The organism is Streptomyces sp. NPDC101490 (assembly GCF_044767145.1).
Lineage (GTDB): Bacteria > Actinomycetota > Actinomycetes > Streptomycetales > Streptomycetaceae > Streptomyces.
Map to the genome: position 1 here is coordinate 697312 of NZ_JBIWNI010000001.1, position 24626 is coordinate 721937.

25 protein-coding genes are annotated in these 24626 nt (G+C 72.5%); 11 read left to right on the top strand and 14 right to left on the bottom strand.

Translation table 11 applies throughout. The features are described from left to right. The first annotated feature begins 397 nt into the window (after positions 1-397). A complete protein-coding gene (locus ACIRQY_RS02795) occupies positions 398-1228 on the top strand; it encodes a TIGR02452 family protein (RefSeq protein ID WP_403921939.1) in 831 nt (276 codons plus the stop codon). A 77-nt stretch (positions 1229-1305) separates the two neighbouring features. Further along, positions 1306-1476, top strand: coding sequence for a hypothetical protein (locus ACIRQY_RS02800; protein ID WP_351784599.1), 171 nt, complete (start codon positions 1306-1308; stop codon positions 1474-1476). A 215-nt stretch (positions 1477-1691) separates the two neighbouring features. Here ACIRQY_RS02800 and ACIRQY_RS02805 read toward each other — a convergent pair whose 3' ends face one another. From ACIRQY_RS02805 to ACIRQY_RS02820, 4 genes are all read right to left on the bottom strand, one after another. Further along, positions 1692-3104: an SPFH domain-containing protein gene (locus ACIRQY_RS02805; protein WP_403921941.1), complete on the bottom strand. Its 1413-nt coding sequence runs from the start codon at positions 3102-3104 to the stop codon at positions 1692-1694. 84 nt (positions 3105-3188) lie between these two features. Continuing rightward, positions 3189-3419, bottom strand: coding sequence for a hypothetical protein (locus ACIRQY_RS02810; RefSeq protein WP_351784595.1), 231 nt, complete (start codon positions 3417-3419; stop codon positions 3189-3191). Positions 3420-3433: 14 nt separating this feature from the next. After that, positions 3434-4129, bottom strand: coding sequence for an alpha/beta fold hydrolase (locus ACIRQY_RS02815; protein WP_403921943.1), 696 nt, complete (start codon positions 4127-4129; stop codon positions 3434-3436). A 40-nt stretch (positions 4130-4169) separates the two neighbouring features. Then, positions 4170-5456 (bottom strand): MFS transporter, encoded by a 1287-nt coding sequence (locus ACIRQY_RS02820; RefSeq protein ID WP_403921945.1) that lies wholly within the window; start codon positions 5454-5456, stop codon positions 4170-4172. Positions 5457-5614: 158 nt separating this feature from the next. On the opposite strand from ACIRQY_RS02820, the gene ACIRQY_RS02825 reads away from it, so the two are divergent. From ACIRQY_RS02825 to ACIRQY_RS02835, 3 genes are all read left to right on the top strand, one after another. Beyond that, on the top strand, positions 5615-6649 hold the full coding sequence (locus tag ACIRQY_RS02825; RefSeq protein WP_351784589.1) for a LacI family DNA-binding transcriptional regulator: 1035 nt from the start codon (positions 5615-5617) through the stop codon (positions 6647-6649). A gap of 17 nt (positions 6650-6666) precedes the next feature. Beyond that, a complete protein-coding gene (locus tag ACIRQY_RS02830; protein WP_351784587.1) occupies positions 6667-6936 on the top strand; it encodes a hypothetical protein in 270 nt (89 codons plus the stop codon). 416 nt (positions 6937-7352) lie between these two features. Beyond that, entirely contained in the window at positions 7353-8540 is a 1188-nt protein-coding gene (locus ACIRQY_RS02835; protein WP_351784585.1) for a thiolase family protein, read from the top strand. 194 nt (positions 8541-8734) lie between these two features. Here ACIRQY_RS02835 and trxA read toward each other — a convergent pair whose 3' ends face one another. Continuing rightward, a complete protein-coding gene (gene trxA, locus ACIRQY_RS02840) occupies positions 8735-9100 on the bottom strand; it encodes a thioredoxin (RefSeq protein ID WP_351784583.1) in 366 nt (121 codons plus the stop codon). Positions 9101-9213: 113 nt separating this feature from the next. On the opposite strand from trxA, the gene ACIRQY_RS02845 reads away from it, so the two are divergent. After that, positions 9214-10659 carry a dihydrolipoyl dehydrogenase family protein gene (locus ACIRQY_RS02845; protein ID WP_403921948.1) on the top strand — a complete coding sequence of 482 codons (1446 nt, stop codon included), beginning with the start codon at positions 9214-9216 and terminating at the stop codon, positions 10657-10659. 244 nt (positions 10660-10903) lie between these two features. On the opposite strand, the gene ACIRQY_RS02850 is transcribed toward ACIRQY_RS02845, so the two are convergent. The 3 genes from ACIRQY_RS02850 to ACIRQY_RS02860 all read right to left on the bottom strand — a co-directional run bounded on the left by ACIRQY_RS02850 (position 10904) and on the right by ACIRQY_RS02860 (position 13816). After that, the gene (locus tag ACIRQY_RS02850) at positions 10904-11821 is read right to left on the bottom strand and encodes an NADP-dependent oxidoreductase (RefSeq protein WP_403921950.1); all 918 of its coding nucleotides are present in this window, start codon (positions 11819-11821) and stop codon (positions 10904-10906) included. A 181-nt stretch (positions 11822-12002) separates the two neighbouring features. Beyond that, on the bottom strand, positions 12003-12467 hold the full coding sequence (locus ACIRQY_RS02855; RefSeq protein WP_403921952.1) for an SRPBCC family protein: 465 nt from the start codon (positions 12465-12467) through the stop codon (positions 12003-12005). Between the two features lie 260 nt (positions 12468-12727). Next, positions 12728-13816 carry an LLM class flavin-dependent oxidoreductase gene (locus ACIRQY_RS02860; RefSeq protein WP_403922286.1) on the bottom strand — a complete coding sequence of 363 codons (1089 nt, stop codon included), beginning with the start codon at positions 13814-13816 and terminating at the stop codon, positions 12728-12730. Positions 13817-14043: 227 nt separating this feature from the next. Between ACIRQY_RS02860 and ACIRQY_RS02865 the strand changes: the two genes are divergently transcribed. Then, a complete protein-coding gene (locus tag ACIRQY_RS02865) occupies positions 14044-14415 on the top strand; it encodes a DoxX family protein (RefSeq protein WP_403921954.1) in 372 nt (123 codons plus the stop codon). Between the two features lie 81 nt (positions 14416-14496). Here the strand turns inward: ACIRQY_RS02865 and ACIRQY_RS02870 are convergent, their stop codons facing one another. After that, positions 14497-14964, bottom strand: coding sequence for a MarR family winged helix-turn-helix transcriptional regulator (locus ACIRQY_RS02870; RefSeq protein ID WP_403921956.1), 468 nt, complete (start codon positions 14962-14964; stop codon positions 14497-14499). A 586-nt stretch (positions 14965-15550) separates the two neighbouring features. Between ACIRQY_RS02870 and ACIRQY_RS02875 the strand changes: the two genes are divergently transcribed. Further along, the gene (locus ACIRQY_RS02875; protein WP_403921957.1) at positions 15551-17071 is read left to right on the top strand and encodes an alpha/beta hydrolase; all 1521 of its coding nucleotides are present in this window, start codon (positions 15551-15553) and stop codon (positions 17069-17071) included. A 197-nt stretch (positions 17072-17268) separates the two neighbouring features. Here ACIRQY_RS02875 and ACIRQY_RS02880 read toward each other — a convergent pair whose 3' ends face one another. Beyond that, positions 17269-17979, bottom strand: coding sequence for an NADPH-dependent F420 reductase (locus ACIRQY_RS02880; RefSeq protein WP_403921959.1), 711 nt, complete (start codon positions 17977-17979; stop codon positions 17269-17271). Positions 17980-18162: 183 nt separating this feature from the next. Here ACIRQY_RS02880 and ACIRQY_RS02885 point away from each other — a divergent pair, with 183 nt between their 5' ends. Continuing rightward, positions 18163-18753, top strand: coding sequence for a TetR family transcriptional regulator (locus tag ACIRQY_RS02885; RefSeq protein WP_403921961.1), 591 nt, complete (start codon positions 18163-18165; stop codon positions 18751-18753). Between the two features lie 176 nt (positions 18754-18929). On the opposite strand, the gene ACIRQY_RS02890 is transcribed toward ACIRQY_RS02885, so the two are convergent. From ACIRQY_RS02890 to ACIRQY_RS02900, 3 genes are all read right to left on the bottom strand, one after another. Continuing rightward, positions 18930-19829 (bottom strand): F510_1955 family glycosylhydrolase, encoded by a 900-nt coding sequence (locus ACIRQY_RS02890; protein WP_403921963.1) that lies wholly within the window; start codon positions 19827-19829, stop codon positions 18930-18932. A 129-nt stretch (positions 19830-19958) separates the two neighbouring features. Continuing rightward, positions 19959-20621: a DUF305 domain-containing protein gene (locus ACIRQY_RS02895; protein WP_403921965.1), complete on the bottom strand. Its 663-nt coding sequence runs from the start codon at positions 20619-20621 to the stop codon at positions 19959-19961. Positions 20622-20709: 88 nt separating this feature from the next. After that, positions 20710-21237 carry a hypothetical protein gene (locus ACIRQY_RS02900; RefSeq protein WP_403921967.1) on the bottom strand — a complete coding sequence of 176 codons (528 nt, stop codon included), beginning with the start codon at positions 21235-21237 and terminating at the stop codon, positions 20710-20712. A gap of 572 nt (positions 21238-21809) precedes the next feature. Here ACIRQY_RS02900 and ACIRQY_RS02905 point away from each other — a divergent pair. Next, positions 21810-22541: a hypothetical protein gene (locus ACIRQY_RS02905; protein WP_403921968.1), complete on the top strand. Its 732-nt coding sequence runs from the start codon at positions 21810-21812 to the stop codon at positions 22539-22541. 380 nt (positions 22542-22921) lie between these two features. Here ACIRQY_RS02905 and ACIRQY_RS02910 read toward each other — a convergent pair whose 3' ends face one another. Beyond that, positions 22922-23269, bottom strand: coding sequence for a tetratricopeptide repeat protein (locus tag ACIRQY_RS02910; RefSeq protein ID WP_351784555.1), 348 nt, complete (start codon positions 23267-23269; stop codon positions 22922-22924). A gap of 101 nt (positions 23270-23370) precedes the next feature. On the opposite strand from ACIRQY_RS02910, the gene ACIRQY_RS02915 reads away from it, so the two are divergent. Further along, positions 23371-24336: a pirin family protein gene (locus tag ACIRQY_RS02915; protein ID WP_403921970.1), complete on the top strand. Its 966-nt coding sequence runs from the start codon at positions 23371-23373 to the stop codon at positions 24334-24336. Positions 24337-24626: the final 290 nt, after the last annotated feature.

Genomic DNA, 24626 nt, shown 5'->3' on the forward strand with positions numbered 1-24626 from the left:
GCCACCTCCGGACGGCGTGCAAGAGCGCCCCGCGCCCTCCGGACGCGCCCCCTGTGCCCCCACCCGTCCGAAACCGGCCCCCGTACCTTCCGGCCCGGCTCCTCACCGCGATGCCCCCGCCCTGCACCACTCAGGTCCGGCCCTCGGCCACCGCGCTCCGGCCCTCCGTCACCTCGGGGCGAGCCCTCTGCCGACCCGGGTCCGGCCCCCGTCCGCGCCGGTTCGGCGCGTCCGCCCCGGCCCTGCGGCCGTCCGACCGCTCCCGTCCCGTCCACCCCCGCCCGGTCCCGCGACCGTCCGACCAGGGCCCGCGCCCCGCCCTCCACCCGGCGCGGAAGGTGCGGCACCACCGGAAAACCCCTTGTCCCACCCCGGAGGAAACGATCAAGCTGGGGACATGAGTGCACGACTGCGCGCCCTCGCGCGCCAGACCGAGGAGATCGTCGCGGCGGGCCACTACCGGGCCCCCGACGGCCGGACGGTCTCCCTCGTCGAGGACCTGGCCGCCGCACTGGCCGGAACCAGGCTCCACGGCCCCGGTCCCGTCGCCGTCACCCCGGACACCGACCGCGCCCCCACCCTCGACGTCACCCCCGAGAGCAGCCTGGCCGCCGCCCGCAGGATGACCGCCGCCGACGCCACCCGACCGGTCGCCGTCCTCAACTTCGCCTCCGCCCGCAACCCCGGCGGCGGCTACCTCAACGGCGCCCAGGCCCAGGAGGAGGCGCTCTGCCGCGCCTCCGCCCTCTACGCGACCCTGCTCCGCGCCCCCGCCTACTACGCCCACCACCGCGAGGACCGCGACGCCCTCTACACCGACCGGGTCATCCACTCGCCCCGCGTCCCGGTCTTCCGTGACGAGCGCGGTGCGCTCCTCACCACCCCCTTCACCGTCGGATTCCTCACCTCGCCCGCCCCCAACGCGGGCGTCGTCCGCGGCCGCACCCCCGAACGGGCCGCCCTGCTGCCCGGCGCCCTCGCCGCCCGCGCCGAGCGGGTCCTGGAGACCGCGGCCGCCGCCGGATACCGGCGCCTCGTCCTCGGAGCCTGGGGCTGCGGCGTCTTCCGCAACGACCCCGAGCAGGTCGCGGGCGCCTTCCGGGCCCTGCTCACCGGGGAAGGACGGTTCGCGGGCCACTTCGAGGAGATCGTCTTCGCCGTCCTGGACCGCGCCCAGGGCACGCCGACCCTCGCCGCCTTCACCCGGGTCGTCGCCGCACCCGCCTGACATGCGGCCCCGATGCCCCCGTGCCAGGCTGAAGGGATACGGACCACTGTCCGACACCCGTCACGGGAGGCACGATCGTGGGCAGGAAACAGACCCGTACGAACAAGGGAGCGCGCACCGGCGGCCACGAGCACCGGAGCGACGCCACGGCGAAGGAACAGTCCGCCGCGATCCCCAAGACCGAGACCACCATGCCCCTCGTGGAGCACGCGTCCCACCGCAAGGAACGCAAGTTCGGCCACAACTGAGCCGGACCACGTGAGGACCGGGGCCCGCCCCGAAGGCGACCGGCCACCGGCCGGACTGCCCGTGAGCGTCGGCCCCGAGACCGGCACGGGGCGCGGAGAACGGGGAAGCGGAAGGGCCACGGGGCCCGGCGCCGTCTCGGCACCGGGCCCCGTCCCCGTACCCCTTCCAGGCCGATGTACGCGTAGCCCTTCCCGGCCTGCGTACGGGCCCCTCGCTACTTCGCGTCGCCGATAGTGATCTCCACGCTCTCGGTCGCCACCGGGCCCACCGGGGGCGCCGCCCCCGGCCGGTCCTGGGCCCCCGGGCTCATCGTGGCGAGCAGCTGGCGGGCCAGACCGAGACCGGTCCCGCCCATGGTCAGCGCCTTGGCGAAGACGTCCGCCATGCCGTCGGCGCCGTTCAGGAGCACCATCTGGTCCACGTTCCCGAACGCGGACGCGCCCGCCGAGACGATCTCCGGCCACTTCTCCGCCAGTTGCTGCGCGACCACCGCCTCCTGGTTCTCCGCGAGCGCCGCCGCCCGCGCCTTGATCGCCTCGGCCTCCGCCAGACCCTTGGCCCGTGTGGCCTCCGCGACCGCGAGCCCCCTGGCGTGCTGCGCCGCCGCCTCGGCCTCACCCGTGAGCCGGGTCGCCGTGGCCTTCGCCGCGCTCGCCAGTTCGGTCTCCTTCGCCTCGGCCTCGGCCGCCGAGATCCGGGCGTCACGCTCGGCCGCGGCCAGCGTCCGGGTCTCGTACGCCATGGCGTCGGCCGGTTTGCGCACCTCCGCCTGGAGCTGCTGTTCCTTGCGGAGGCCCTCCAGTTCGGCGACCCGGGTCTCCTGGACGACGACCTCCTGACGGGAGGCGGCGTCGGCCAGCGGTCCGGCCTGCCGGGCCCGCGCGGACGCCTGGTCCCGCTCCGCCTGGTAGCCCGCCTGGAGGATCTCGCTGTCGCGGGTGGCCTCCGACATCCGCGCGGCGGCCTGCTGTTCGGCTTCGGTGGCCCGCCGGTTCGCCTCCGCCTGCGCGATGCGCGCGTCCCGCTGGACGGCGGCCGCGTGCGGCGCGGCGAGGTTCTTGATGTATCCGGTCGGGTCCTCGATCTCGTGGATCTGAAGGGAGTCGACGATCAGACCGAGCTTCTCCATCTCCGTGCCACAGGCCGACCTGGCCTGCCCGGTCAGCTTCTCCCGGTCACGGATCATGTCCTCGACGGTCAACCCGCCGACGATGGCCCGGAGATGACCGGCGAAGACGATGTGCACCCGCTCCGACATGAGCTTCTGCTGATCGAGGAAGCGACGGGCGGCGTTGGCGATCGACACGAAGTCGTCACCTACCTTGAAGATGACCACCCCGCGGACCTTCAGCGGAATGCCCTGGTGGGTGACGCACTCCACGGACAGCTGGGTCTCGTTGAGGTCGAGCGAGAGTTTGCGCACCGCCTGCACGCCGGGCGTGACGAGGGTGCCGCGACCGGTCACGATGCGGAACCCCATGCCCGCGCCGAGACCTTCGTTCTTGTGGTTGGAACCGGAGATGATCAGCGCCTCGTTGGGTTCCGCGACGCGCCACATCATCTTGAACACGACGACGAGGACGGCGACGGCGCCGACGACGGCGCCCGCCAGGATGCCGATGCTCATGGGCAGGGTCCCCCTTCACCGGATCCGGTGCGGACCCGGTGAAAGGGAGTGTGCGCCCGTGCCGGGCATCGCTCAACGGTCCCGTCAACTGTCGTACGCGGCTGTGACATAGACGGTGCGTGGAGGGAGATGTTCCATGACCGTCACGACCGTGCCGACCTCGATCCGTTCCTTCGGCGCGGCCGGATGGGCGAGGAAGTGCTCGGCGCCGCCCCTGATCCGGACGATCACCTCGCCCACGAGGCCGGGTCCGACGGTGCCGGTCACCCGGCCGAGCAGCCCCACCATCGAGGAGTCCATCGACGCGTCGTCCATGACCGAACGGTACGTCAGATCCACTCGTCCAGCGCGGACATGAAGCCCTCGAAGTCATCCCGGTGGATGCTGTGGCCCGCCTTCTCCACCGTCCGCACGGTGAAGCCCCGCGCCGCCAGCGTCCGGGCGTCGTCGGCCGAGATCAGCATGCTCGGGTCGGCGAGGGTGACCAGCGAGGGCACGGTCGGCGCCTCCGGCCACAGATCGGCCCCCACGAACGGGCTCAGACCGTGGGCGGACCGCTCGTCCCAGAGCCGTACCGAGGCCATCTCGGTGTCGAGGTCCTCCTCGGACCAGTGCGGGTTGAACACCCTGATCTGCTCCCGGGTCATCGACTTGCCCAGGACGAACAGTTCGGCCCGGTAGGCGCGCAGGTGCCAGGCGGGGTCGGAGTAGACCGCGCGGGCCGGGCGCAGCCGGTCGAGGGCACGGGCCAGGACGAGTCCGCCCAGCGAGTGGCCGACGGCCAGCTCCGCACCCGCCGGGAGGGTCTCGACGAGGTCGTCGGCGTAGTCCGACGGCCGGTACTCCTCAGGGCCCGAGGCCCGCGCGCTGACCCCGTGCCCCCGCAGGTCGACCGCTATCACCCGGTAGCCGCGCCCGGCGAGCGCGGGTCCGACGCGCCGCCAGGTGCGGTGGTCGGCCATGATGCCGTGGACGAGCAGGGCGATCCGGTCCCCGGATCCCCACGTGGTGGTGTGCAGGCGCACGGTGCCGCCTCTCTGACGGAGCCGCGTGCGCCGACACGGGTCAGCGCACGCTGCGGATGGGACGCACGGCGAGTGCGCCGAGCACCGACAGTACGGCGGCGACCAGGAAGAGTGCCGTGTACCCGCCACTGAGCGAGACGACGAGGGAGGCGGCGAACGGTGCCACGATCTGCGGGCCCGCGTTGGCGACGTTGAGCACGCCCATGTCCCGTGCGGCGTCCTCAGCCTTGGGCAGCACCATGGTCACGAGGGCGGTGTCGACGGCCATGTAGCAGCCGAAGCCGAGTCCGTTGACGACGGAGAAGGCGAGCATCGCGGACCAGCTCGACGAGACGGCCGGGATGAGGAGGGCGACGGCGGCCAGCGCGGCGGAGGCGCCCACGAAGAGCTTGCGCCGGTCGAACCGGTCCGAGAGCCAGCCCCCGAGCACGGTGGACACCACCATGGCGACGGCGCCGACCGGCATCAGGATCGCCACCGCCCCCTCGGCGCTGAGCCCGGCGGGCAGCACGGTGTGGTCCTTGAGGATGTACAGCTGGAATCCGGCCACCGAGAAGTAGCCGAGGACCAGCAGGGCGCGGCCGATGAAGGCCCAGCGGAAGTCGTGGTGCCGGAGCGCGTCGCCGAAGGCCGCGATCTGGGCGCGGACCGGCACCGGCGCCTTGGCGGGCATCCGGCGCTCGGGCGCGCAGGCGGTGAAGAGGACGGCGGTGGCGGCGACGATCGCGCCGAACACGAGGTAGCCGGTGCGGTACTGCTCGGAGAAGGCGGCGCCGACGAGGGCGCCGATGGTGGACCCGAGGGGGAGGCCGAGACCGACGGCGGCCGACGCCCGGCCCCGGGCTGCCGTCGGCACCCGGTCGGGCACCACGGAGGTCAGGGCCGCCTGGTAGACGTTCATGACGGCCTGTCCGAGGCACCAGACGATGGTGACGAGCAGGATCGAGTGGACGCCGCCGAGGAGCAGCATCACCGGCAGGACGAGCAGACCGCCCGCGAGGATCCACGGGTTGCGCCGTCCCGAGCGGTCGGAGAGGGCGCCCGCGACCGGGTTGAAGACGGTGGCGAAGACGGCCGAGATGCCGGAGACCAGTCCGAAGTTGGCCACTTTCCCGGAGGGGTCGATGTCCTCGATCTGGAGGGCGAGCAGCATGCCGGGGACGCCGATGTACAGGGCGTACATGGCGGTGTTCCCGGCGAGGAGCAGGGGCAGCAGGCCACGGGTGGGACGGCCGGGCGAGGGCGAGCCCGTGGCGTCGGCGGTCGGCGGGCCCGGATCGGCCGCGCCGGTGGTGCCGGGGCCGGTGCCGGGGGAGGAAAGGGCCACGGTGCCCTCCTGGGGGGAGATCGCCCGACGAAGGGGCGAGAATCGGATCGAGACAAGGTGATGACACGTGTCAGTGACACGTGTGAGCATTGTGTAGCACCCAATTCCGGCCATCCGCCAGACCCTGCGCCGGATTGTTCTGGAAAGATGCCGGAGCGATGAGCCAGCCAACCGAACAGTCCCCCGAACGCCCCGCCGGGCGATCGGTCCCGACCAGCGCCGACGTCGCCCGCCTCGCGGGCGTCTCCCGGGCCACCGTCTCGTACGTCCTGAACAACACCTCGGCCGTCCGCATCAGCGAACCGACCCGGCGCCGGGTGCGCGACGCGGCCGAGGAACTGGGGTACGTGCCGCACGCCGCCGCCCGCAGCCTGCGCGCGGGCCACAGCCGGATGGTGCTGCTGCCCGCCGCGCACGTCCCGGTCGGCCCCCTCTACAGCCGTTTCCTCGACGACTTCCAGTGGGCCCTGCGCCGCCTCGACTACACCGTGGTCCAGTACGGCAGCGTCGGCCTCGAAGCCGAGGAGGCCGCCCGCGCCTGGGCCGAACTCCGCCCGGTCGCCGTCGTCTCGCTCGGCGAGATCCAGCTCACCCCCCAGGGCGTCGAGATCCTGAAGCGCTCCGGCGCCAAAGCGGTGATCACCCTCGGCACCCGCGGCGTGGCAGGGGCCCACGCCCTCGTCATGGACCAGGGCCGGATCGGCGAGGCGGCCACCGCCCACCTCCTGGCGGGCGGCAGGCGCCGGATCGGGGTGGTCGTACCGGAGGAACCGGGGCTCGCGATGTTCGCGGGACCCCGCCTCGACGGCGCGCGCCGGGCGGCCGAGGGCACCGGCGCCACCGTTGTACCCCTGCCCCTGCGGTACGAGGAGGAGCCGGCCGCCGAACTCGCCGGGCGCTGGCGGGCGCTCGGCCTCGACGGCGTCTTCGCCTACAACGACGAGTACGCGATGCTCCTGATGCGCGCCCTCCAGGACGCGGGCGTCGACGTGCCCGGCGACACCGCCGTCATCGGCGCCGACGACCTCCTCCTCGGGCGGCTGCTGCGCCCCCGGCTCAGCACCGTGCGCATCGACATGGTGCTCGGCCGGGAACTGGCGGAACTGGTCGACCGGGCCGTACGGGAGCCGGAGACCGCGCCCCGCACCCACTCTCTGATGGAGTCGCGGGTCGTCCGGCGCGAGTCCGGCTGAACGCTTAGCGTCGGAGCATGAGCACTGTTCCGAAGCGGTTCGAGATCCTGCTGGTGCCGTCGCACGTCGAGGACCGGGGTGGCGCGTCGGTGACCGACAGCGCCGTCCGCACGGCCGTCGTCGAGGCCACCGGACGGTACGGCGAGTCGGGCTACCCCCTCTACGAGGGGCACGGCGTACGGGCCGACGTCGACCCGGCGACGCGGACGGTCGAGGCGCTCCTCGTCGACGGACGCGAACTGGACTACGGGCTGACGGCGCTGGTGCGGCCGGTGGCGGGGGACTGACGGCGGCGGTCGCCGGGCGCCGGGCGCGGGCCCGTGCCCTCCGGCCGTGCGGCGGTCGTGGGATACCCGTCCGGTGACGGAGGGTGACGCGGGGGCGGTCCGCGCCCAGGGCCGGACGGAACCGGACCGGACGGAACCGGACCGGATCGGACAGGACCGGCCGGGAGCCGGTGTCGACGGGCTCGACGGCTTCGGCAGGTGTCGCTGAACGCGAGCGGTCGGGTGCCCGGCGAGGACCCTTGCGCCCGGCTCCGCAAGGCCGCCGCCCGTCCGTTCGGTCGGTTGTCCCGAAAGGGGACGTTGACAGGGGAGACCCGGGGGCAGAGACTCTGCGCGCGGTCCGGCGAGAAATCATCTCGTCGGGCGAACAGATCGGGCGAACAGAGCCGTTCCGCAGGTCACGTGGGAGAGAACCGATGAGCATCCGCGACGTCTACATCGTCGACGCCGTCCGCACCCCGATCGGGAAGTTCGGCGGCGCCCTCGCCCCCGTCCGTCCCGACGACCTCGCGGCGCACGTCCTGCGGGCACTCGTCGACCGCTCGCCCGCGCTCGACCCGGCCCGTGTCGACGACGTCTACTTCGGCGACGCCAACGGCGCCGGCGAGGACAACCGGGACGTCGCGCGGATGGCGGTCCTCCTCGCCGGGCTCCCGGTCACCGTCCCCGGCGTCACCGTCAACCGGCTCTGCGGCTCCGGCCTCGAAGCGGTCGTCCAGGCGGCCCGCGCCATCGCCCTCGGCGACGCCTCCGTCGTCGTCGCGGGCGGTGTCGAGTCGATGTCCCGCGCCCCCTGGGTCCTGCAGAAGCCCGAGCGGGCCTATCCGGCGGGCCCCCAGCAGCTCCACTCGACCACCCTCGGCTGGCGCATGACCAACCCGCGCATGCCCGCCGAGTGGACCGTCGCGCTCGGCGAGGGCGCGGAACTGATCGCCGACCGGCACGGCCTCGGCCGCGAACAGCAGGACGCCTTCGCCCTCGCCAGCCACCGCAAGGCCGCCGACGCCTGGGCGAAGGGGCTGTACGACGACGAGGTCGTGCCCTTCCCGGGAGCGGACCTCAGCCGCGACGAATGCGTCCGCGACAACACCTCCCTGGAGGCCCTCGCCAAGCTCAAGCCCGCCTTCCGCCCCGAGGGCGGCACCGTCACGGCGGGCAACTCCTCACCCCTCAACGACGGTGCGGCGGCCCTGCTCCTCGTCGACGAGGAGGGCCTGCGCGAGACGGGCCGCGAGCCCCTCGCCCGGATCCGCGCCTCCGCCGTCACCGGCATCGAGCCGCAGCTCTTCGGCCTCGGCCCGGCAGAGGCGGTCCGACGGGCCCTGGGCAAGGCCGGACGGTCCTTCGCGGACCTGCGCACCTTCGAACTCAACGAGGCATTCGCCGCCCAGGCCCTCGGCTGCCTCGCCGAATGGCCGGAACTCGACCCGGAGATCGTCAACCCGCGCGGGGGTGCCATCGCCCTCGGCCACCCGCTCGGCGCCTCCGGCGCGCGGCTCGCCGGATCGGTGGCGCACCAGCTCGCGGCGGCCGGTTCCGGCACCGGACTCGCCGCCCTCTGCATCGGCGTCGGCCAGGGCCTCGCGCTGGTCCTGGAACGCTGACCGCCCGCGAGACCGCTCGGTCGCATCCGGTCGCGTCCGGTCTCGCGTCCGGAACCCCACCCGTGCCCACCCGCGAGATCCGAGGGCGGCTCACGGCACGGGCGAGGAGGAGACGCCCCCGTGGGTGCGAGGGTGGCCGCGCGCATGACACGAGGGGGGTGCGGGAGAACCTCCCGCACCCCCCTCGCGGTGGGTCACTTGCTCTGGGCCTCCGCCACGGACTTCCGGACCTCGTCCATGTCCAGCTTCCGCGCCTGCCCGATGACGTCCTCCAGAGCGGCCTCCGGCAGGGCGCCCGGCTGGGCGAAGACCGCCACGTTGTCCCGGACGATCATCAGGGTCGGGATCGAACGGATCTCGAAGGCGGCGGCCAGCTCCTGCTGCGCCTCCGTGTCCACCTTGGCGAACACCAGGTCCTGGTGACGCTCGGACGCGGCCTCGAAGATCGGACCGAACTGACGGCAGGGACCGCACCACGAAGCCCAGAAGTCGATCAGCACGAAGCCGTTGCCGCTCACGACCTCGTCGAAGTTGTCCTTGGTGAGCTCTACGGTGCTCATGTTTCCTGCCTTTCGGGGGCTCCTGGCGGTGTCCTCACGGTCCCCTGGGGACTCGACCGGCACAACGGCGTATCGAGCCGCGCTATTCCGGCCCCTGCCGCAGACTGTCTGCCATGACGCGAATGGTCGAAGCAGCGGACGAGTACACGTACGACGTGGTGGTCCTGGGCGCGGGCCCGGTGGGGGAGAACGTCGTGGACCGGGTGGCGGCGGCCGGGCTGAGCGCCGCGATCGTCGAGAGCGAGCTGATCGGCGGCGAGTGCTCCTACTGGGCCTGCATGCCCAGCAAGGCGCTCCTGCGGCCCGCCCTCGCCCGTTCCGACGCCCGGGCGGTCGCCGGACTGGGCGGAGCGGTGGGGCCGCTGGACGTACCGGAGGTCCTCGCCCACCGGGACGAGGTCGTCGGGCACTGGAAGGACGACGGCCAGCTGGACTGGCTGGACTCCGTCGGCGTACGGGTCTTCCGGGGCCACGGCCGTCTCCTCGGCCCCCGCCGGGTCGAGGTCGCCGGGCCCGAGGGGGAGCGGCGGGTCCTGGTCGCCCGGCACGCGGTCGCCGTCTGCACCGGCAGCCGCGCCCTCCTCCCGGAGCTGCCCGGTCTCTCCGGAGCCCGGCCCTGGACCAGCCGCGAGGCGACCAGCGCCGACCGGGTCCCCGGACGCCTGGTCGTCGTCGGCGGGGGCGTGGTGGGCGTGGAGATGGCCACCGCCTGGCAGGCCCTCGGCTCCGAGGTGACGATGCTCGTACGGGGCGAGGGGCTGCTGCCCCGGATGGAACCCTTCGTCGGCGAGCGGGTCGCGGAGGCGCTCACGGCGCGCGGCGCCGACATCCGTACCGGCACCTCGGTCACCGCCGTCGTCCGCGACGGGAGTACGGGACCGGTCACCGTGGTCCTCGAAGGCGGCGACCACGTCGAGGGCGACGAGGTGCTCTTCGCCACCGGACGGGCCCCGCGCACCGAGGACATCGGCCTGGACCGGGTCGGCCTCGCACCGGGGTCCTGGCTCGACGTCGACGACACCCTCCGGGTCACCGGCACCGACTGGCTCTACGCGGTCGGGGACGTCAACCGCCGCGCGCTCCTGACCCACCAGGGCAAGTACCAGGCCCGGATCGCCGGTGCCGTGATCGCCGCCCGCGCCCTGGGCACCGCGCCGGACGGCACAGGCTGGGGCCCGCACGCGGCGACCGCCGACCACGGCGCCGTCCCCCAGGTGGTGTTCAGCGATCCGGAGGCGGGCGCCGTCGGCCTGTCGCTCGCCGAGGCCGAGCGGGCCGGACACCGGGCGCGGGCCGTGGACGTCGACATGCGGCAGGTCGCGGGGGCGGGGCTGTACGCCCAGGGCTACCGGGGCCGGGCACGGATGGTCGTGGACCTGGACCGGGAGGTGCTCCTCGGCGTCACCTTCGTCGGCCCCGCGGTCGGCGAGCTGGTCCACGCGGCGACGGTGGCGATCGTCGGCGAGATCCCGATCACCCGCCTGTGGCACGCGGTCCCCTCGTACCCCACCCTGAGCGAGGTGTGGCTCCGGCTCCTGGAGGCGTACCGGCAGGAGTAGCGTGCCAGGGCCGACCAGGTGAGGCGTCCGGTGTCCGGGCTGCTGGTTCCAGCGTCCGGACCGAGACGGCGTGATGGCCGTGGGTGGCGAAGGCGTGCGGGACCCGCGCCAGTACGGTGTCCCCGGTCGTGGGCTCGTCGTCCTTGCGCGGGCGGCACCGGGGCCGGGATCCCTTGGTGCTGCTGCTCATGTCGTCGGTCCGACGAACACCGCCCGCTTCCGGTGTCCCGGCCGAGGGGATCGTTCACGGAACGATGACGATCTTGCCTTCCGCGTGCCCCGCACGGCTCTCGTCCAGGGCCGCCCGCACGTCGGTGAGCGGGTGGACGCGCCAGACGGGGACGGTCAGCCGCTTCTCCTCGACGAGCGCGAGGATCTCGCGGAGGGCGCGGGCGGTGGTGGTGCCGCCCCCGTTGGTGTGGATCATGACGCCGGTATCGGCGGCGTCGAACGCGGCCAGGGTCAGAACGCGTCCGGGGCCTCCGGCCAGCTCGATGGCGCCGGGGATCTCGCCGCGTCCCGAGGCGTCGAGCACGGCGTCCACGCCGTCGGGCGCGAGAGCGCGTACCCGCTCCTCCCAGCCGTCGCCGTAGGTGGCCGGTTCGCCGCCCAGTGCCCGCAGCCGGTCGTGGCTGCCAGGGCCGACGGTGCCGATGACCCGTGCGCCCCGGGCGGTGGCGAGCTGGACAGCGAAGGTGCCCACCCCGCCGCCGGCGGCCAGCACGAGAAGGGTGTCGCCCGCGCCGACGCCGAGCTTGTCCAGGGCGGCCCAGGCGGTGCCGCCCGCCACGCCGAGGGCACCGGCCACCTCCCAGGGCACCGACGAGGGCCTGGTGACCAGCTTCGCCGGGTCGGCGAGGGCGTACTCGGCATAGGAGGCGGTCAGGGGGACCCCCAGGGCCTCGTCGCCGACCGCGAAGGCGGTGACTCCCTCGCCGACCTCGTCCACCACCCCGGCCACATCGCTGCCGAGCCCGGCGGGGAACGTCACCGGGAACACCGCGCTCATCATGCCCCCGAGGATCTTCCAGTCGGCAGGGTTGACCCCGGCGGCACGTACGGCGAGTCGTACCTGTCCGGGGCCGGGGGCCGGCGGCGGTACGTCGACGATGTCCAGTACCTCGCTGGTGCCGTACTCGGTGAACTGTGCTGTGCGGGCCATGGGCCGCTCCTTTCTCTGCGTTTCCCGTCGCTGGGCGCGACGGTTCCGGCCGGGGCGAGGGTGCCCGGACGGCGAGGAATCTCATTGCCAGTTGCCACTATGGTGTGGGTGCGTCAGCCCGCCCAGGGCTTCCCGGTGAGGTTCGGGGGTCGTGTCGGGGCACCGCCACTGCGCACGGGCGCTACGAGGCGGTCTCGATCAGCCTCTTGGCGTTCCGGAGATAGCGCCGGATCCGGCGGCGGTACCAGGCGGCCACGAGTGAGCCGGGCGGCAGCACCGGCGAGATCTGCTTCATCGCCTCCAGATCGAAGGCCAGCTCGTAGGTGAACCGCGTCCGGCCGTCGCCGACCGGTTCCACCGTGCGAATGCTCCTGAGCCAGGTGGGGTTCGACTCAGGGGTCTCCAGGACGAACCGCGTGGGCGGCTCCAGCCGCTTGATCTCCGTCGGCGTGACGGTGTGCAGGAAGCGGTAGAACGAGGAGTACTCGGTCATGACCGTGCCCAGCGCGCGCTCGCCCCGGATGTCCATGCGGTCGACCTCCGTCCGCCACTGCGGATCCTTGGTGCCGTCGCTGATGAAGTCGAACACCGCCGTGTCCGGGGCCTCGATCACGATCGAGTCCCGCATCTCGACTCTGCCTGCCATGGTGCACATCTCCTTGAGGGGTTCTGATGATGGGGGGCGGACTTGCCGCACCGCGCGGTGTCGATCCCCCCTGCCGCGCCGCCGCCGTGGCGGCGCGCTGTCGTACGGCGGCGGGCCCGGAGCGTCCGCCGCGCCCGCTCGCGGAGGTGAGCACCCTGCCTGGGCGCACCTTCACGCTAGGTCCGGCGGGATCCACTCGCATTCGGGCGATCTCGCACCGAGCGATCCTGCCGGGCCCAGGTCCGCCCGGGCCCGTGGGCTCATGCCCCGGCTGTCCGCCGCTCCGCGGCCAGCAGCGACGCATGGTTCGGGGCGTCGGGCGTGCCGACCGGCCGGTTCCGGGCGAATTCCTCGCGCAGGACGGGAACGACCTTCTCGCCGAGGATGTCCATCTGCTCCAGGACTGCCTTCAGCGGCACCCCGCCGCCGTCCACGTTGAAGAGCTGGCGCTGATAGTCGCCGATCCCGTCCCGGAAGGTCAGGGTCTTCTCGATGACCTGCTGCGGGGAGCCGACGGTGAGCGGAGTGGCCGCCATGTACTCCTCCAGCGACGGCCCGCCGCCCATCTGGGGCGCGTTGTCGAAGTACGGCCGGTACTCCTTGACCGCGTCCTGCGAGTTCTTCCGCATGAAGACGTGTCCGCCGAGTCCGACGATGGCCTGTTCGGGGGTGCCGTGACCGTAGTGGGCGTACCGCTCGCGGTACAGCTCGACCATCTTCTTGGTGTGGCTCATGGGCCAGAAGATGTTGTTGTGGAAGAAACCGTCACCGTAGTAGGCGGCTTGCTCGGCGATCTCGGGGGAGCGGATGGAGCCGTGCCAGACGAACGGCGGGACGCCGTCGAGCGGGCGCGGGGTCGAGGTGAACGACTGGAGCGGGGTACGGAACCTGCCCTCCCAGTCGACCATGTCCTCGCGCCACAGTCGGCGTAGCAGGGCGTAGTTCTCGATGGCGAGCGGGATGCCGTGGCGGATGTCCTGGCCGAACCAGGGGTAGACCGGGCCGGTGTTGCCCCGGCCCATCATCAGGTCCACGCGGCCGTCGGCGAGGTGCTGGAGCATCGCGTAGTCCTCGGCGATCTTCACCGGGTCGTTGGTGGTGATCAGCGTGGTCGATGTGGACAGGATGATCCGCTCGGTCCGGGCGGCGATCCAGCCCAGCAGGGTCGTCGGCGACGACGGCACGAACGGCCGGTTGTGGTGCTCGCCGGTCGCGAAGACGTCCAGGCCGACCTCCTCGGCCTTCTGCGCGATGGCGACCATTGCCTTGATCCGCTCGTGCTCGCTCGGCGTCCGCCCGCTGACCGGATCGGCGGTGACGTCACCGACGGTGAAGATCCCGAACTGCACAGTGATCACTCCATTAGGTTGATGCATCAACTAAATCCCTCAACGGGGGATGGAGTGGTCCTATTCCGGCGCCAGTGTCCGACTTTGGGGCGGGGTGTGTGAGCGAGCGAGGGGCGTTCAGGCCTCTAGTTGACGTATCAACCATTCGCCCGTAAGGTGCCTGATTGAAGAATCAACTAAAGTGTTCGCGCTCCAGGGGAGCCGGGCGCGTCGGAAGGAAACCTCTCGTGTACATCGCCGCTGCTGTTCTCAGTGTGGTCCTGGCCCTCGTGTCCCTCGCCGCGGGCGGACCCAAAGCCCTGCTCAAGGGAGACGTCTCGGCGAGCCTCCAGTCCGAGATGGGCCTCGGTGCCGGGCTGGTCCGCTTCATCGGACTGGCGGAGGTCGCCGCGGCAGGGGGTCTGGTCATCGGGCTCTTCTGGCAGCCGCTCGGCATCGCCGCCGCCGTCGGATTCGCCCTGACCATGGTCGGAGCTGTCGCTTTCCACGCCAGGGCGGGGGACTACGCGAATCCCGCGACGCGCGGCAACGCCATGGCCCCGGTCGCCCTCATCCTGGTGGCAGCCGCCACCGCCACCACCCTGTTGCTGGCGATGTAGGGCCCCGGCGCGTCCTCCCCCGGGAACCCCGAGGTCGACCCGGTCGGCCGCTGAGCGGCGCCGCTCCCTGTGGGTCCCCGCTCAGAAGGGCTCTTCCTCCATCCGCTCCAGGATGCGCTTCGTGAGTCTCGCGTAGGTTCTCAGCTCCTGGGGAGTCAGCGGGTCGATGAACATCCGCCGTACCGCCTCGACGTGCTTCGGTGCGGCGGCGGCGATCGCCTCCCGGCCCGCCTGGGTGATGGCGATGACCGCTACCCGGCCGTCCTCGGCGCACTCCTCCCTGGCCACCAGCCCGCGTTTCTCCATCCGTGCGATGTGGTGGGACATACGGCTCTTCTCCCACTCCGCGGCCTTCGCCAGTTCGAGGAAGCGCAGCCTGCCGTCCGGCACATCCGTCAGATTGACGAGGACCATGTAGTCGGCGGCGGAGAGCCCCGACTGGGCCTGCACATGGCGGGACAGTCGGGCGGCCAGCTTCTCGTGCAGGCTGACGAAACCGCGCCACGCGTCCTGCTCCTCGGGGCTGAGCCAGCGTGGAGTGTCGTTCATGGCCGCCAGTCTAAATCGGCCGTTGACATGTCACCTTCTGGGGTTGCGGCGTACCGCGCGGCCTGCGCCCACCCGGGAGGTCGATCGGCCCTGGCCCCCGGGTCGTGTGTTCGTCCGACAAGGGGCGGGGCAGGGCGGTTGCTGGGCTCGGTGTGTCCTTTGCGGCGGCTCCTCGACGCGTACCGGGGTTGAGCGCACATGACGGGTCCGCCGCCTCGTCGCCGCCATCAGCCTCGGCATGATTGTCCGTCAACTCCTTGATTGTGCGGGGTGGTCAGGGCGTGCGCACCACACCGATCACCCGAAGTCCCTGCCCCCGGCGGGGGATTGGGTGGTCGCCAGGATGCTGCGAGGTGCGTTCGGTATCCGGCATGGCGGGTGACAGTGGACCTCGGGCGTGCGGCAGTGGAGTCGGGCTCTCCGGGGATTCGCCACCCGCGCCCGAGGTGGCGGTGGAGGCGTAAGTCAGCGCTTGGAGAACGGTGTTCACCGGTGCGCTGGGTGCGCCCGTGGTGGAGCCAGCACCCGGTGGAGACGGGTGTTGGCGCCATGGGGCGCGGGGTGCGGCGCTTCTAGCGTGGAGGGCATGAAGAAGCCCACCGCAGCAACGGCCCTGACCCTCGCGCTCGCCACGGTGATGACGACCGCCGGGTACACCGCGGTCGCCTCCCCCTCCGCCGCCGGAGACGGCCTCGAACGCTTCCGTGAGCAGTCCGTCACCTGGGCGGGGTGCGACGACCCCGCACTCGCCGGGACCGGAACCGAGTGCGCCCGCATCACCGTTCCGCTCGACTACGGCAAGCCGGAGGGCCGCACCCTCACCGTCGCGATATCACGCGTCCGAGCGACGGACCCGAAGAAGCGGCGCGGCATTCTCCAGAGCAATCCCGGTGGCCCCGGCGGGCGGGGACTGTCCCTGCCCGCCGTGATCAAGTCGAAGATGACACCCGAGGTGGCCGCCGCGTACGACGTGATCGGGATGGACACCCGGGGCCTCGGCGAAAGCACCCCGGTGGACTGCGGACTGACCCGTGGGATGTGGCTGCGCGCGCCGGGACCCGACCGGGCCGGATTCGACGAGTCCGTACGGCTCTCCCGCGAGGACGCCCGCACGTGCTGGGACAAGTACCCCGACGTGCTGCCCCATCTCTCGACCCGCAACATCGCCCGGGACGTCGACATCGTCCGCAGCGCGCTCGGCGAACGGAAGACCTCCTGGTTCGGCCAGTCCTACGGCACGGTCCTGGGCGCGGTCTACGCCCAGATGTTCCCCCACAGGATCGACCGACTGGTCCTCGACAGCGCCCCCGGCCCCGCCGATTACCACAGCTTCGAGATGGTGCGGAAGATGGGGCCCGCCAATGAGAAGGCCCTCGACGACTTCGCCCGCTGGGCCGCCCCGCGCGACCGGCAGTACAGTCTCGGCACCACCCCCGCCGCGGTGCGCGCCACCGTCGAGGGGCTCGTCCGGCGCGATGCCGGTGCCGGGCCGATCCACATCGACGGGCACCGCATCCCTTCCCACGATCTGCCCCTCGTCCTCTTCAGCCTCGTCACCGACGACACGGGGAACGCCGACCTCGCGCTCGGGCTGCGCGCCCTGCTCGACGCCGCCGCCGGAAAGACGGTCACCGCGCCCCCGGCCCTGAAGGGGTTCCTGGACGTGATGTCCGATCCGCGGGGCTCGGGGCGGGCGGCCGACTACGCCGCCCAGCTCGGGGTGCTCTGCGCCGACGCGCCCATGCCGCGCGACCCCGAGTACTACTGGAAGGGGGTCGAGCGGGCCCGTACGTCACACCCCGTCTTCGGCCCGGTGACGAATGTGCCGCTCCCCTGCGCCTTCTGGAAGGAAGCACCGCGCGAGAAGCCGACGAAGATCAACAACAAGGTGCCCGCGCTCCAGATCCAGGCGACGGGCGACACCCGCACCACCTACGAGTCGGGACTCGGGATGCACCGGGCGATGCGCGGCTCGAAGCTGGTGACGGTCCCCGCCCGCAGCCACGCGGTCTATCTCCACTACCCCAACGATTGCGTCAACCGGACGGTCAACGACTATCTGCTGGACGGGACCCTGCCCGCGCGGGACGTCGTCTGCGCCTCCTGAGGGCACCGGCGGGCTCCCGGCCGTACGAACCCCGGGGCGGTGACCTTGCCGGGAGCCTCCCCGGGGCCGTTCGCCGGGAAGGCTCCCGGAAGCTCCGTCCGACGTTCCCCGGCCCGGCCCCGTGTGCCGAACCGCCCGGCCCGCGCACCGCACCCCTGGATGCACCCGCCGCGGTACGCGGGTGGTGGGCCGGGTGTTCAGCTGGTGGCGGCGAGGATCTCGCGGATGCGGTGGGCGGGTGCGGGGACGGCGGGGGCCTGGAAGATCCACTGCGGGATCTCCTCCTCGCTGATCCCCTCGGGGAGCGGGGGCATGTAGGGGAAGGCCTGGAGGGCGGAGCCGGGCTGACTGGGCCGGCTGTCGGCGAGGGTGCCGAGGTCGACGGCGTCGTAGCCGAGGGCGTCCAGGAGGGCGATGACCTCGGCCTTGGCCGACTGGTCGTCGGCGGCGACGGGCAGCGCGCTGCGGTCGGGCGCGCCCGCCGGGCGGGCGAGGGTGAGCAGGTGGCGGTAGAAGACGTTGTTGAGGGCCTTGACCACGCGCGAGGCGCCGAGGCGCCGCTGCACGAACGCGCTGGAGGTGAGTTCCCCGGTGTCGAGCGCGGCGATGGCGCTGTCGCGCTGCGGGTAGTAGTTGGTCGCGTCGATCACGGTGCGGCCCGCCAGGGCGTCGGCGGGGAGTCCGTCCACGGCGCCCAGGGGGACGGCGGCGACCACGAGGCCGACGGCCTGTGCCGTCTCGGTGACGGTCGCCGCACGGGCGCGCGGCCCCAGCTCGGTGACCAGTTCGGTGAGGGTGTGGGGGCCGCGCGAATTGCTCAGGACGACGTCGAGTCCGGCGTCGACGGCGAGGCGGGCGACCGTGCCGCCGATCATTCCGCTGCCGATGATGCCCAGGGTGCGGGTCATGGTCGTGTCTCCGTGCGTAGGGGGACGGGGTGGGTGCCGTCGGGCCGTCGGCCGCTCCGAGGGAGCGCCGCACATGAACGCCAGGCACGTGTTCAATCCTCAGGGTCATCTATGACACTGAGTTCCACATCTGTTTCTTTGTATCATCACCGGGATGGAGAACCAAGCAGGAGGGCGGTCGCGGTGACGAACACGACGAGGGGCACCACGCGGGGCATCGCACGCGAAGCCGTACGGGCGGAGCTGGCGCAGGTGGCCTTCGGCCTCTTCCGCCGCGAAGGGTTCGACAAGGTCACCCTCGACGACCTGGCCTCGGCCGCGGGCGTCTCGCGCAGTACCTTCCTGCGCTACTTCCGTACGAAGGAGGACGCCGTCCTCGGCGCCTTCGACGCGCAGGGAGAGGAACTCGCTGCGGTCCTGCGCGACCGGCCCGAGGCCGAGGACGACTGGACGGCTCTGCGCCGGGCCATGGACCACGTCCTCGACCCCTACCGGCGGGACCCCGAGCACTCCCTGGCGCTGACGGCCCTGGTCAGGGAGACCTCGTCACTGTGCGCGCGCCGCCTGGAGAAGCAGGACGGCTGGCGGGCGGGCCTGGCCCGGTCCCTCGCCGCGCGCTCCGGCGACCCCGGCCCCGGCACCCTCGCGCAGACCGTCCGGGCCGCCGCCGCGCTGGACTGCCTCAACGTCGCCCTCGACCACTGGACCGCCTCCGACGGGCGCTCCGACCTCGACGCCCTGCTCGACGAGGCGTTCGCGGTCCTCGCCGCATAGCGGCACCCGGGCTCCTCGCTCCGTGTCGGGTGCGGGCGCCCGTACCTGCCTGCCGCCGTAGGTACTGACGGAGGGTGCGAGGGTACGCGTCGGAGGCCGGGCGGGTACGCGCCGGAGGCCGGTCGACGGGCGGGGACGCCGTGCGCGGTGACGGCGCCCCCCACCCGTCGGTCCCGTCAGTGTTCCGCGTTCCCCGAGGTCACGGTCACGCGCCGGGTGAAGGTACGGCCCGCGTCCCGGGACTCGTACACCCCGTCCTGCGTGGCGACGAGCAGCCGCCCGGCGTCCACGACGGTCAGCGCCTGCGGGGCGCCGCCGGGAACGGACGAGACCCGGGTCCAGCCGGTGCCGCCACCGGACCCCCGGTACAGGACGCCGTCGGGATCGACGGCGAACAGGGCGTCGGGCGACGCCCAGTCCACGTACGCGACGACCCGGTCCGAAGCGGGAACGAAGGTCCGGCCGCCGTCCGTGCTGCGGACGACACCCGTCTCGGTGGTGGCGAGGACGGTGCCGGGCGCGGCGGGGGAGACGGCGATGTCGAGGGCGCGCAGGGCGGCCCGGTCGTCCCAGGTGACGCCGTCGGCACTGACCCGCAGCAGACCGTTCGCGCTGTCGTACCCGTAGACGGTGGCATCGGACGCGGTGTCCAGGGCGTGGAAGTCGACCTTCCCGGCAAGCGATCTGGTCCGCCAGGTGAGTCCGGCGTCGGTGGACGCGACGAGCCCGAGGTCGGCGGGGCCACCGGTGCCGGGCGCCGGGTGGCCGCTCGCGAGGAAGGTGCCGTCCGGGGCGATCGTGAAGCCCATGAAGTCGTCGCGGCGGTCACCGACCGGGGTGGGCCGCCCGGCGGCGTCAGGGGTGTGGACGCCCTGATGGGTGGCGACGTAGAGGGTGTCGCCCCGGACGCCGAGGCCGTGGATGTGGCTGAGGGCCGTCCCGGAGCCGGACGTGGTTCCGGTCCGCTCGCCGTCGGACGACGAGCAGGCGGTGAGGGTCAGGGCGAGCGCGGTGGCGGCCAGCGCGGCGGCACCCCGCAGGCCACGGGCCGGGAGGGCGGAGAAGTGCTTCGTCATGGTTCTTTCGCCTGGTGAGCGGAGGGCCGGGGCGCGGGCGCGGCGACGGGGCGGCCCGTCCCGGAAGGGGGACGGGCCGCCGTCACGCGCGGGCGCGCGGCGGCCGGGGGAGGGGGAGGAGGGAGCCGCTCAGAGCCGGTCGAGGATCTTCCGCAGGGCGGAGATCTCGTCGGACTGGGTGCGCACGACGTCGTCGGCGAGGGCCTTCGCCGTGGCGTTGGCGCCCTTCTTCTGCTCTTCCTTCGCCATCTCCACGGCGCCGTCGTGGTGGGCGATCATCAGCTCGGCGAACTTCCGGTCGAAGGCCTTGCCCTTGACGGCGGCCAGGTCCTTCATGTCCTTCTCGGACATCATTCCGGACATGGAGTGACCGCCGGAGCCGTGCCCGGCGGACTCGGGCTTGTTCCAGCCCTTCAGCCAGGCCTTCATCTTCTGGATCTCCGGGTCCTGGGCCTTGTCGATCGCGTTGACCAGCGACTTGATCTCGGAGTCCGCGGCCCGCCCGTCGGCGAGCTTCGCCATCTCCAGGGCCTGCTCGTGGTGGGGGATCATCATCTGCGCGAACATCACGTCCGCGTCGTTGAAGGGGCCGGGGGCGGCGGCGTCCGTGGCGGCGCCGGAGGGCGTCCCGGTGGTGGCGGAAGCGGTGGCGGAGGCGGAGGCCGACGTGCCGTTGTGGTCCATACCGCTCATGCTGTCGTCGGTGCCGCAGGCGGCGAGCAGGAGCCCGGTCGCGGTGACGGCGCCGACGAGGGCGAGCTTCCGGGTGGTGCGCTGGGTGAAGGTACGCATGGTGAGACCTCGTGTGCTGTTCGTACGCGGAAGAAAAGGTGGCAGAGACGTTCACGGGCAGCGCGAGGCGCCCGCGGTGGCGTACGGCCTAGATCCGCAGGACGGACAGTCGGGTGAGGTCGGGGGGCCGGGGCGGTGGCGCGTGCGGCCCGAGCGCGGGGACGAGCCGCGCGAGGAGGAGGGTGAGCCAGTCGGGGCGGCGCACCAGGGCGGCGCGGACCAGACCGGAGAGCAGCCATCCGGCGAGGACGGCCACACAGAGGGTGGTCATGTCCATTCCGGACCCCGGCTCGTGCCGGGCGTCGGACCCACCGCCGTGGTGGGAGCCGTCGGGGGCGGCGGCGGAGTCCGTGACCATGATCGCGGAGGCGGCAGAGGCACCGGAGGCACCGGAGGCACTGACGGTGACCGTCTCTGGGGAGCCATGGGTCCCGGCCCCGGAGGCCTCGGAGGAGACGGCTCCGGTACCGCTCGCCGTGTCGCCGCCGGATCCCTCGGGGTGACCGACGACATGCATCAGGAACACGCCGAGCGCGAGCACGACGACGAGCAGAAGGTGCGCCAGCGCACCCTCCGTCCGCAGCCCGCATCCCGCCCGGTGTGCACGCACAGTCATGAACCTCCCGCGCCGAATATACCGCGAGGGGGTATCAAGGCGATGTGAGGCCCCGCCGGGCGGGGAGGCGGTGTGCGGCCGTGGCCATAGCGGTGGCGGTGGTGGTGGCCACGGCGGTGGCGGTGGTGGCTGGGCCGTGGACGTAGGGTCTGTCGCGAAAGTGGATCTTGTTTTGGTCGGGATCACGTCCTGTGGGGTGTGATCCCGACCGAATCGCCGGTAGCCCGGCGTGAGCCGCGGACATCAAGCCGGGTCGTCCGCGCGTAGCGCGTCGGCCCGCTGAGTGCTTCCGGTACGGGGCTGGTGAGCACCGCGACCACCGTTCGGTAACGTACGTCTCTTCGGGCACCGTTGGGGTCTGGAGTCCCAGAGGTGTGCCGATGACGCCTGGCGAACCGCCCGCAGTGTGGAGCCTGCCCCCCGAGGACGCCCGAGCCGGATGGCGGGCCCTCTGGTGGACCGTCGGACCGGGCGGCGAACTCGCGGTGATGCTGGTCCACAGCCGGAACCTCCACCGCTCCCCGTACGTCAGGGGATGGGTCGGGTGGAGGGTGGTGGCTCCGTGCGACGGCGTGTTGGTCGTGGTCTCGGACGGAGTGGAACGCCGCACTCCGGTCACCGGAATAACCGCGAGCACGGGCCACCTGGCCCTGCTCTCGTGGTCACGGTTCTTGCTGGCGTCACGCCGTACAAGCCAGGACGGGACCGGGGCCTGGGAGAGTAACGCGGTTGTCTACTCTCCGGGGGGATATCCGATAAGTCATATCTGTATCGGCGATGACCTCGACTACCTCGTCACCGACCGCGACGGCGGCATCTGGACCTCGCACGGTGACGAGGGCATTCATGGAAACCACCCCGCGTCCAGTGAGGGCCTGGCCCGCTGGAACACCGACGGCGGCCAGACCTGGGGCCCTCTGGGACAAGGGAGACTCCCCGTACTGCCCCTCGGCGGGATCGCGGGCACGACCGAGGAGGAGGTGGCCTGGCTCGGCTGGTACAGCCCCGAAGGTTCCTTCCTGTCCCGGGTGGATCCCGCCGCCGGCAGCGTCACCAGCTACCGCCAACCCCTGGGAGACACCGATGGGATCGCCGTCCGGGGCACCCGGATGCTTCTCAGTCACCAGTTTCACCACCGACCCGGCGTCGAACTGAACCGCGCCGAACTCATCGACGATGCCTGGGTGATCACCTCTCAGGAGCACCTGCGACTACCAGAGCCGGTGACCAGACGGTGCGTCCAGGGCCGCGATGGCGTCCTCTGGATCCGCGGCGGCGACACCTGGGTACGGGTCGAAGCCTGAGCCGCCAGGAACCGACCGCACGATCCCTCCCCGCATCCAGGGGGCTGGCTGCGAGCGGGTCCCCTGCCGGGGCCGGCGTTCGGGCACGTCCCGCCACGGGCGCCAGTCCGCGTCCGCCACCGGCTGCCGTCCATCAGCAGCCGCTGCGCCGACACCTGCGGAGACCCGGCTCGACGCCCGTCGGCGGCAAAGACTCCAGCCGGGGCTCACTGCCCCTTCGTCGGATCCCCGCGTCCCGCCGGGCATGATCATCAACGAACAGGATCCACTGTCACCACAGACCCAGGCCCACGGGTCGGGGCGCGTACGGCAGACGTGTGCCCCGGGTCCCGTGACGGGGACCCGGGGCACACGTGGCGGGGCCGGTGCGGTGCGCCGGTTCAGACGTCCGGCGTCTCGCCCGCCATCGCGGCGGCCAGCCGCAGGTGCGGCGTGGCCTCGTCCTGGCGGCCCTGGCGCTCCAGGGTGCGGCCGAGCATCAGCCGGGCGTACTGCTCGACCGGGTCGCGCTCCAGGACGGCGAGCAGCTCGGTCTCGGCCCGGGAGAGCTGGGCGGAGTGGTAGTAGGCGCGGGCGAGCAGGAGCCGCTGGGCCGTCTGCTCCGGGTGCTCGGCGACGAGGCCCCGCAGGATACGGACGGCGGTTCCGTACTCCTTCGCGTCGAAGAAGAACCGGGCCCGGTCCCAGCGCTCTCCGGCCGTTCCGAACTCGTAGTACGTGTCGCTCACTTGCTTTCCTTTCCAGCGGCCCGGATCTGCCACGCTGTGTGGCGGTCGACCAGGTCAACAAACCTGGATGGTTGAACATTCCACTAGATGGGTCGAGTGTCATGAGCAATCTTGATCGTCAGGCCGCCCTGACCGTGTGCGGCGGGCGCGGGTTCGTCGTCGCCGAGCCGGTACGGGAACTCCTCAGCCCGCGCCGGGTCCGCCTCGGAGAGTCGACCGAGGTCCGCCGCCTGCTCCCCAACCTGGGCCGGAGGATGGTGGGCGCCTGGGCGTTCGTCGACCACTACGGCCCCGACGACATCGCGGAGGAACCGGGCATGCAGGTCCCGCCCCACCCGCACATGGGCCTCCAGACCGTGAGCTGGCTCCACGAGGGCGAGGTCCTGCACCGCGACTCCACCGGCAGCCTGCAGACCGTCCGCCCGCGCGAACTGGGCCTCATGACCTCCGGCCGCGCGATCTCCCACTCCGAGGAGAGCCCCCGTCCGCACGCCCGCTTCCTGCACGGCGCCCAGCTCTGGGTCGCCCTTCCCGACGCGCACCGGCACGTCGAACCGCACTTCCAGCACCATGCCGAGCTGCCCCGGGTCACCGCCCCCGGCCTCACGGCCACCGTGATCCTCGGCGCCCTCGACGGGGCCGCCTCGCCCGGCACCACGTACTCCCCGCTCGTCGGCGCCGACCTCGCGCTGACCTCGGGCACGGAGACGAGTCTCCCGCTGGATCCCGACTTCGAGTACGCGGTCCTCGCCATGTCCGGCGAGGCCCACGTCGACGGTGTCCCCGTCCTGCCCGGCTCCATGCTCTACCTCGGCTGCGGCCGTACGGAGCTTCCGCTGCGCGCCGACTCGGACGCGGGCCTGATGCTCCTCGGCGGCGAACCCTTCGAGGAGGAGATCGTCATGTGGTGGAACTTCGTGGGCCGGTCCGGTGACGAGATCACGCAGGCGCGAGACGACTGGGAGAAGGGTTCCCGGTTCGGTGAGGTGCACGGCTACGACGGCCCCCGGCTGTCCGCACCGGAGCTGCCCGCGACCCCGCTGAAGCCGCGTGGACGAGTGCGCTGACCTGGGAGGGAGTGCGCGGCCGGACCCGCCGGGCTCCCGCTGGTAGCCGCCATGCCGGGCCCCGGTCCGCCGCCCGTCCTGTGTGCGGGGCCGGGAGTCGGGGGTCTGTCGGGCTCGGGCTCGGGGGGCGTGTGGAATCCCGTCTTCAGGGCTGTGCGGCAAGGCCCGGTCGGAGAGCCCCTGACCCCTTGCCGCCCTTCTGGCCGGTGCCGTGGGCGAACGTCCCGCGAGGGGCTGCGCGTCTGCGGCGGCAATGCCGGAGCGGGTACGGGCGACCCCGTACGGGGCGA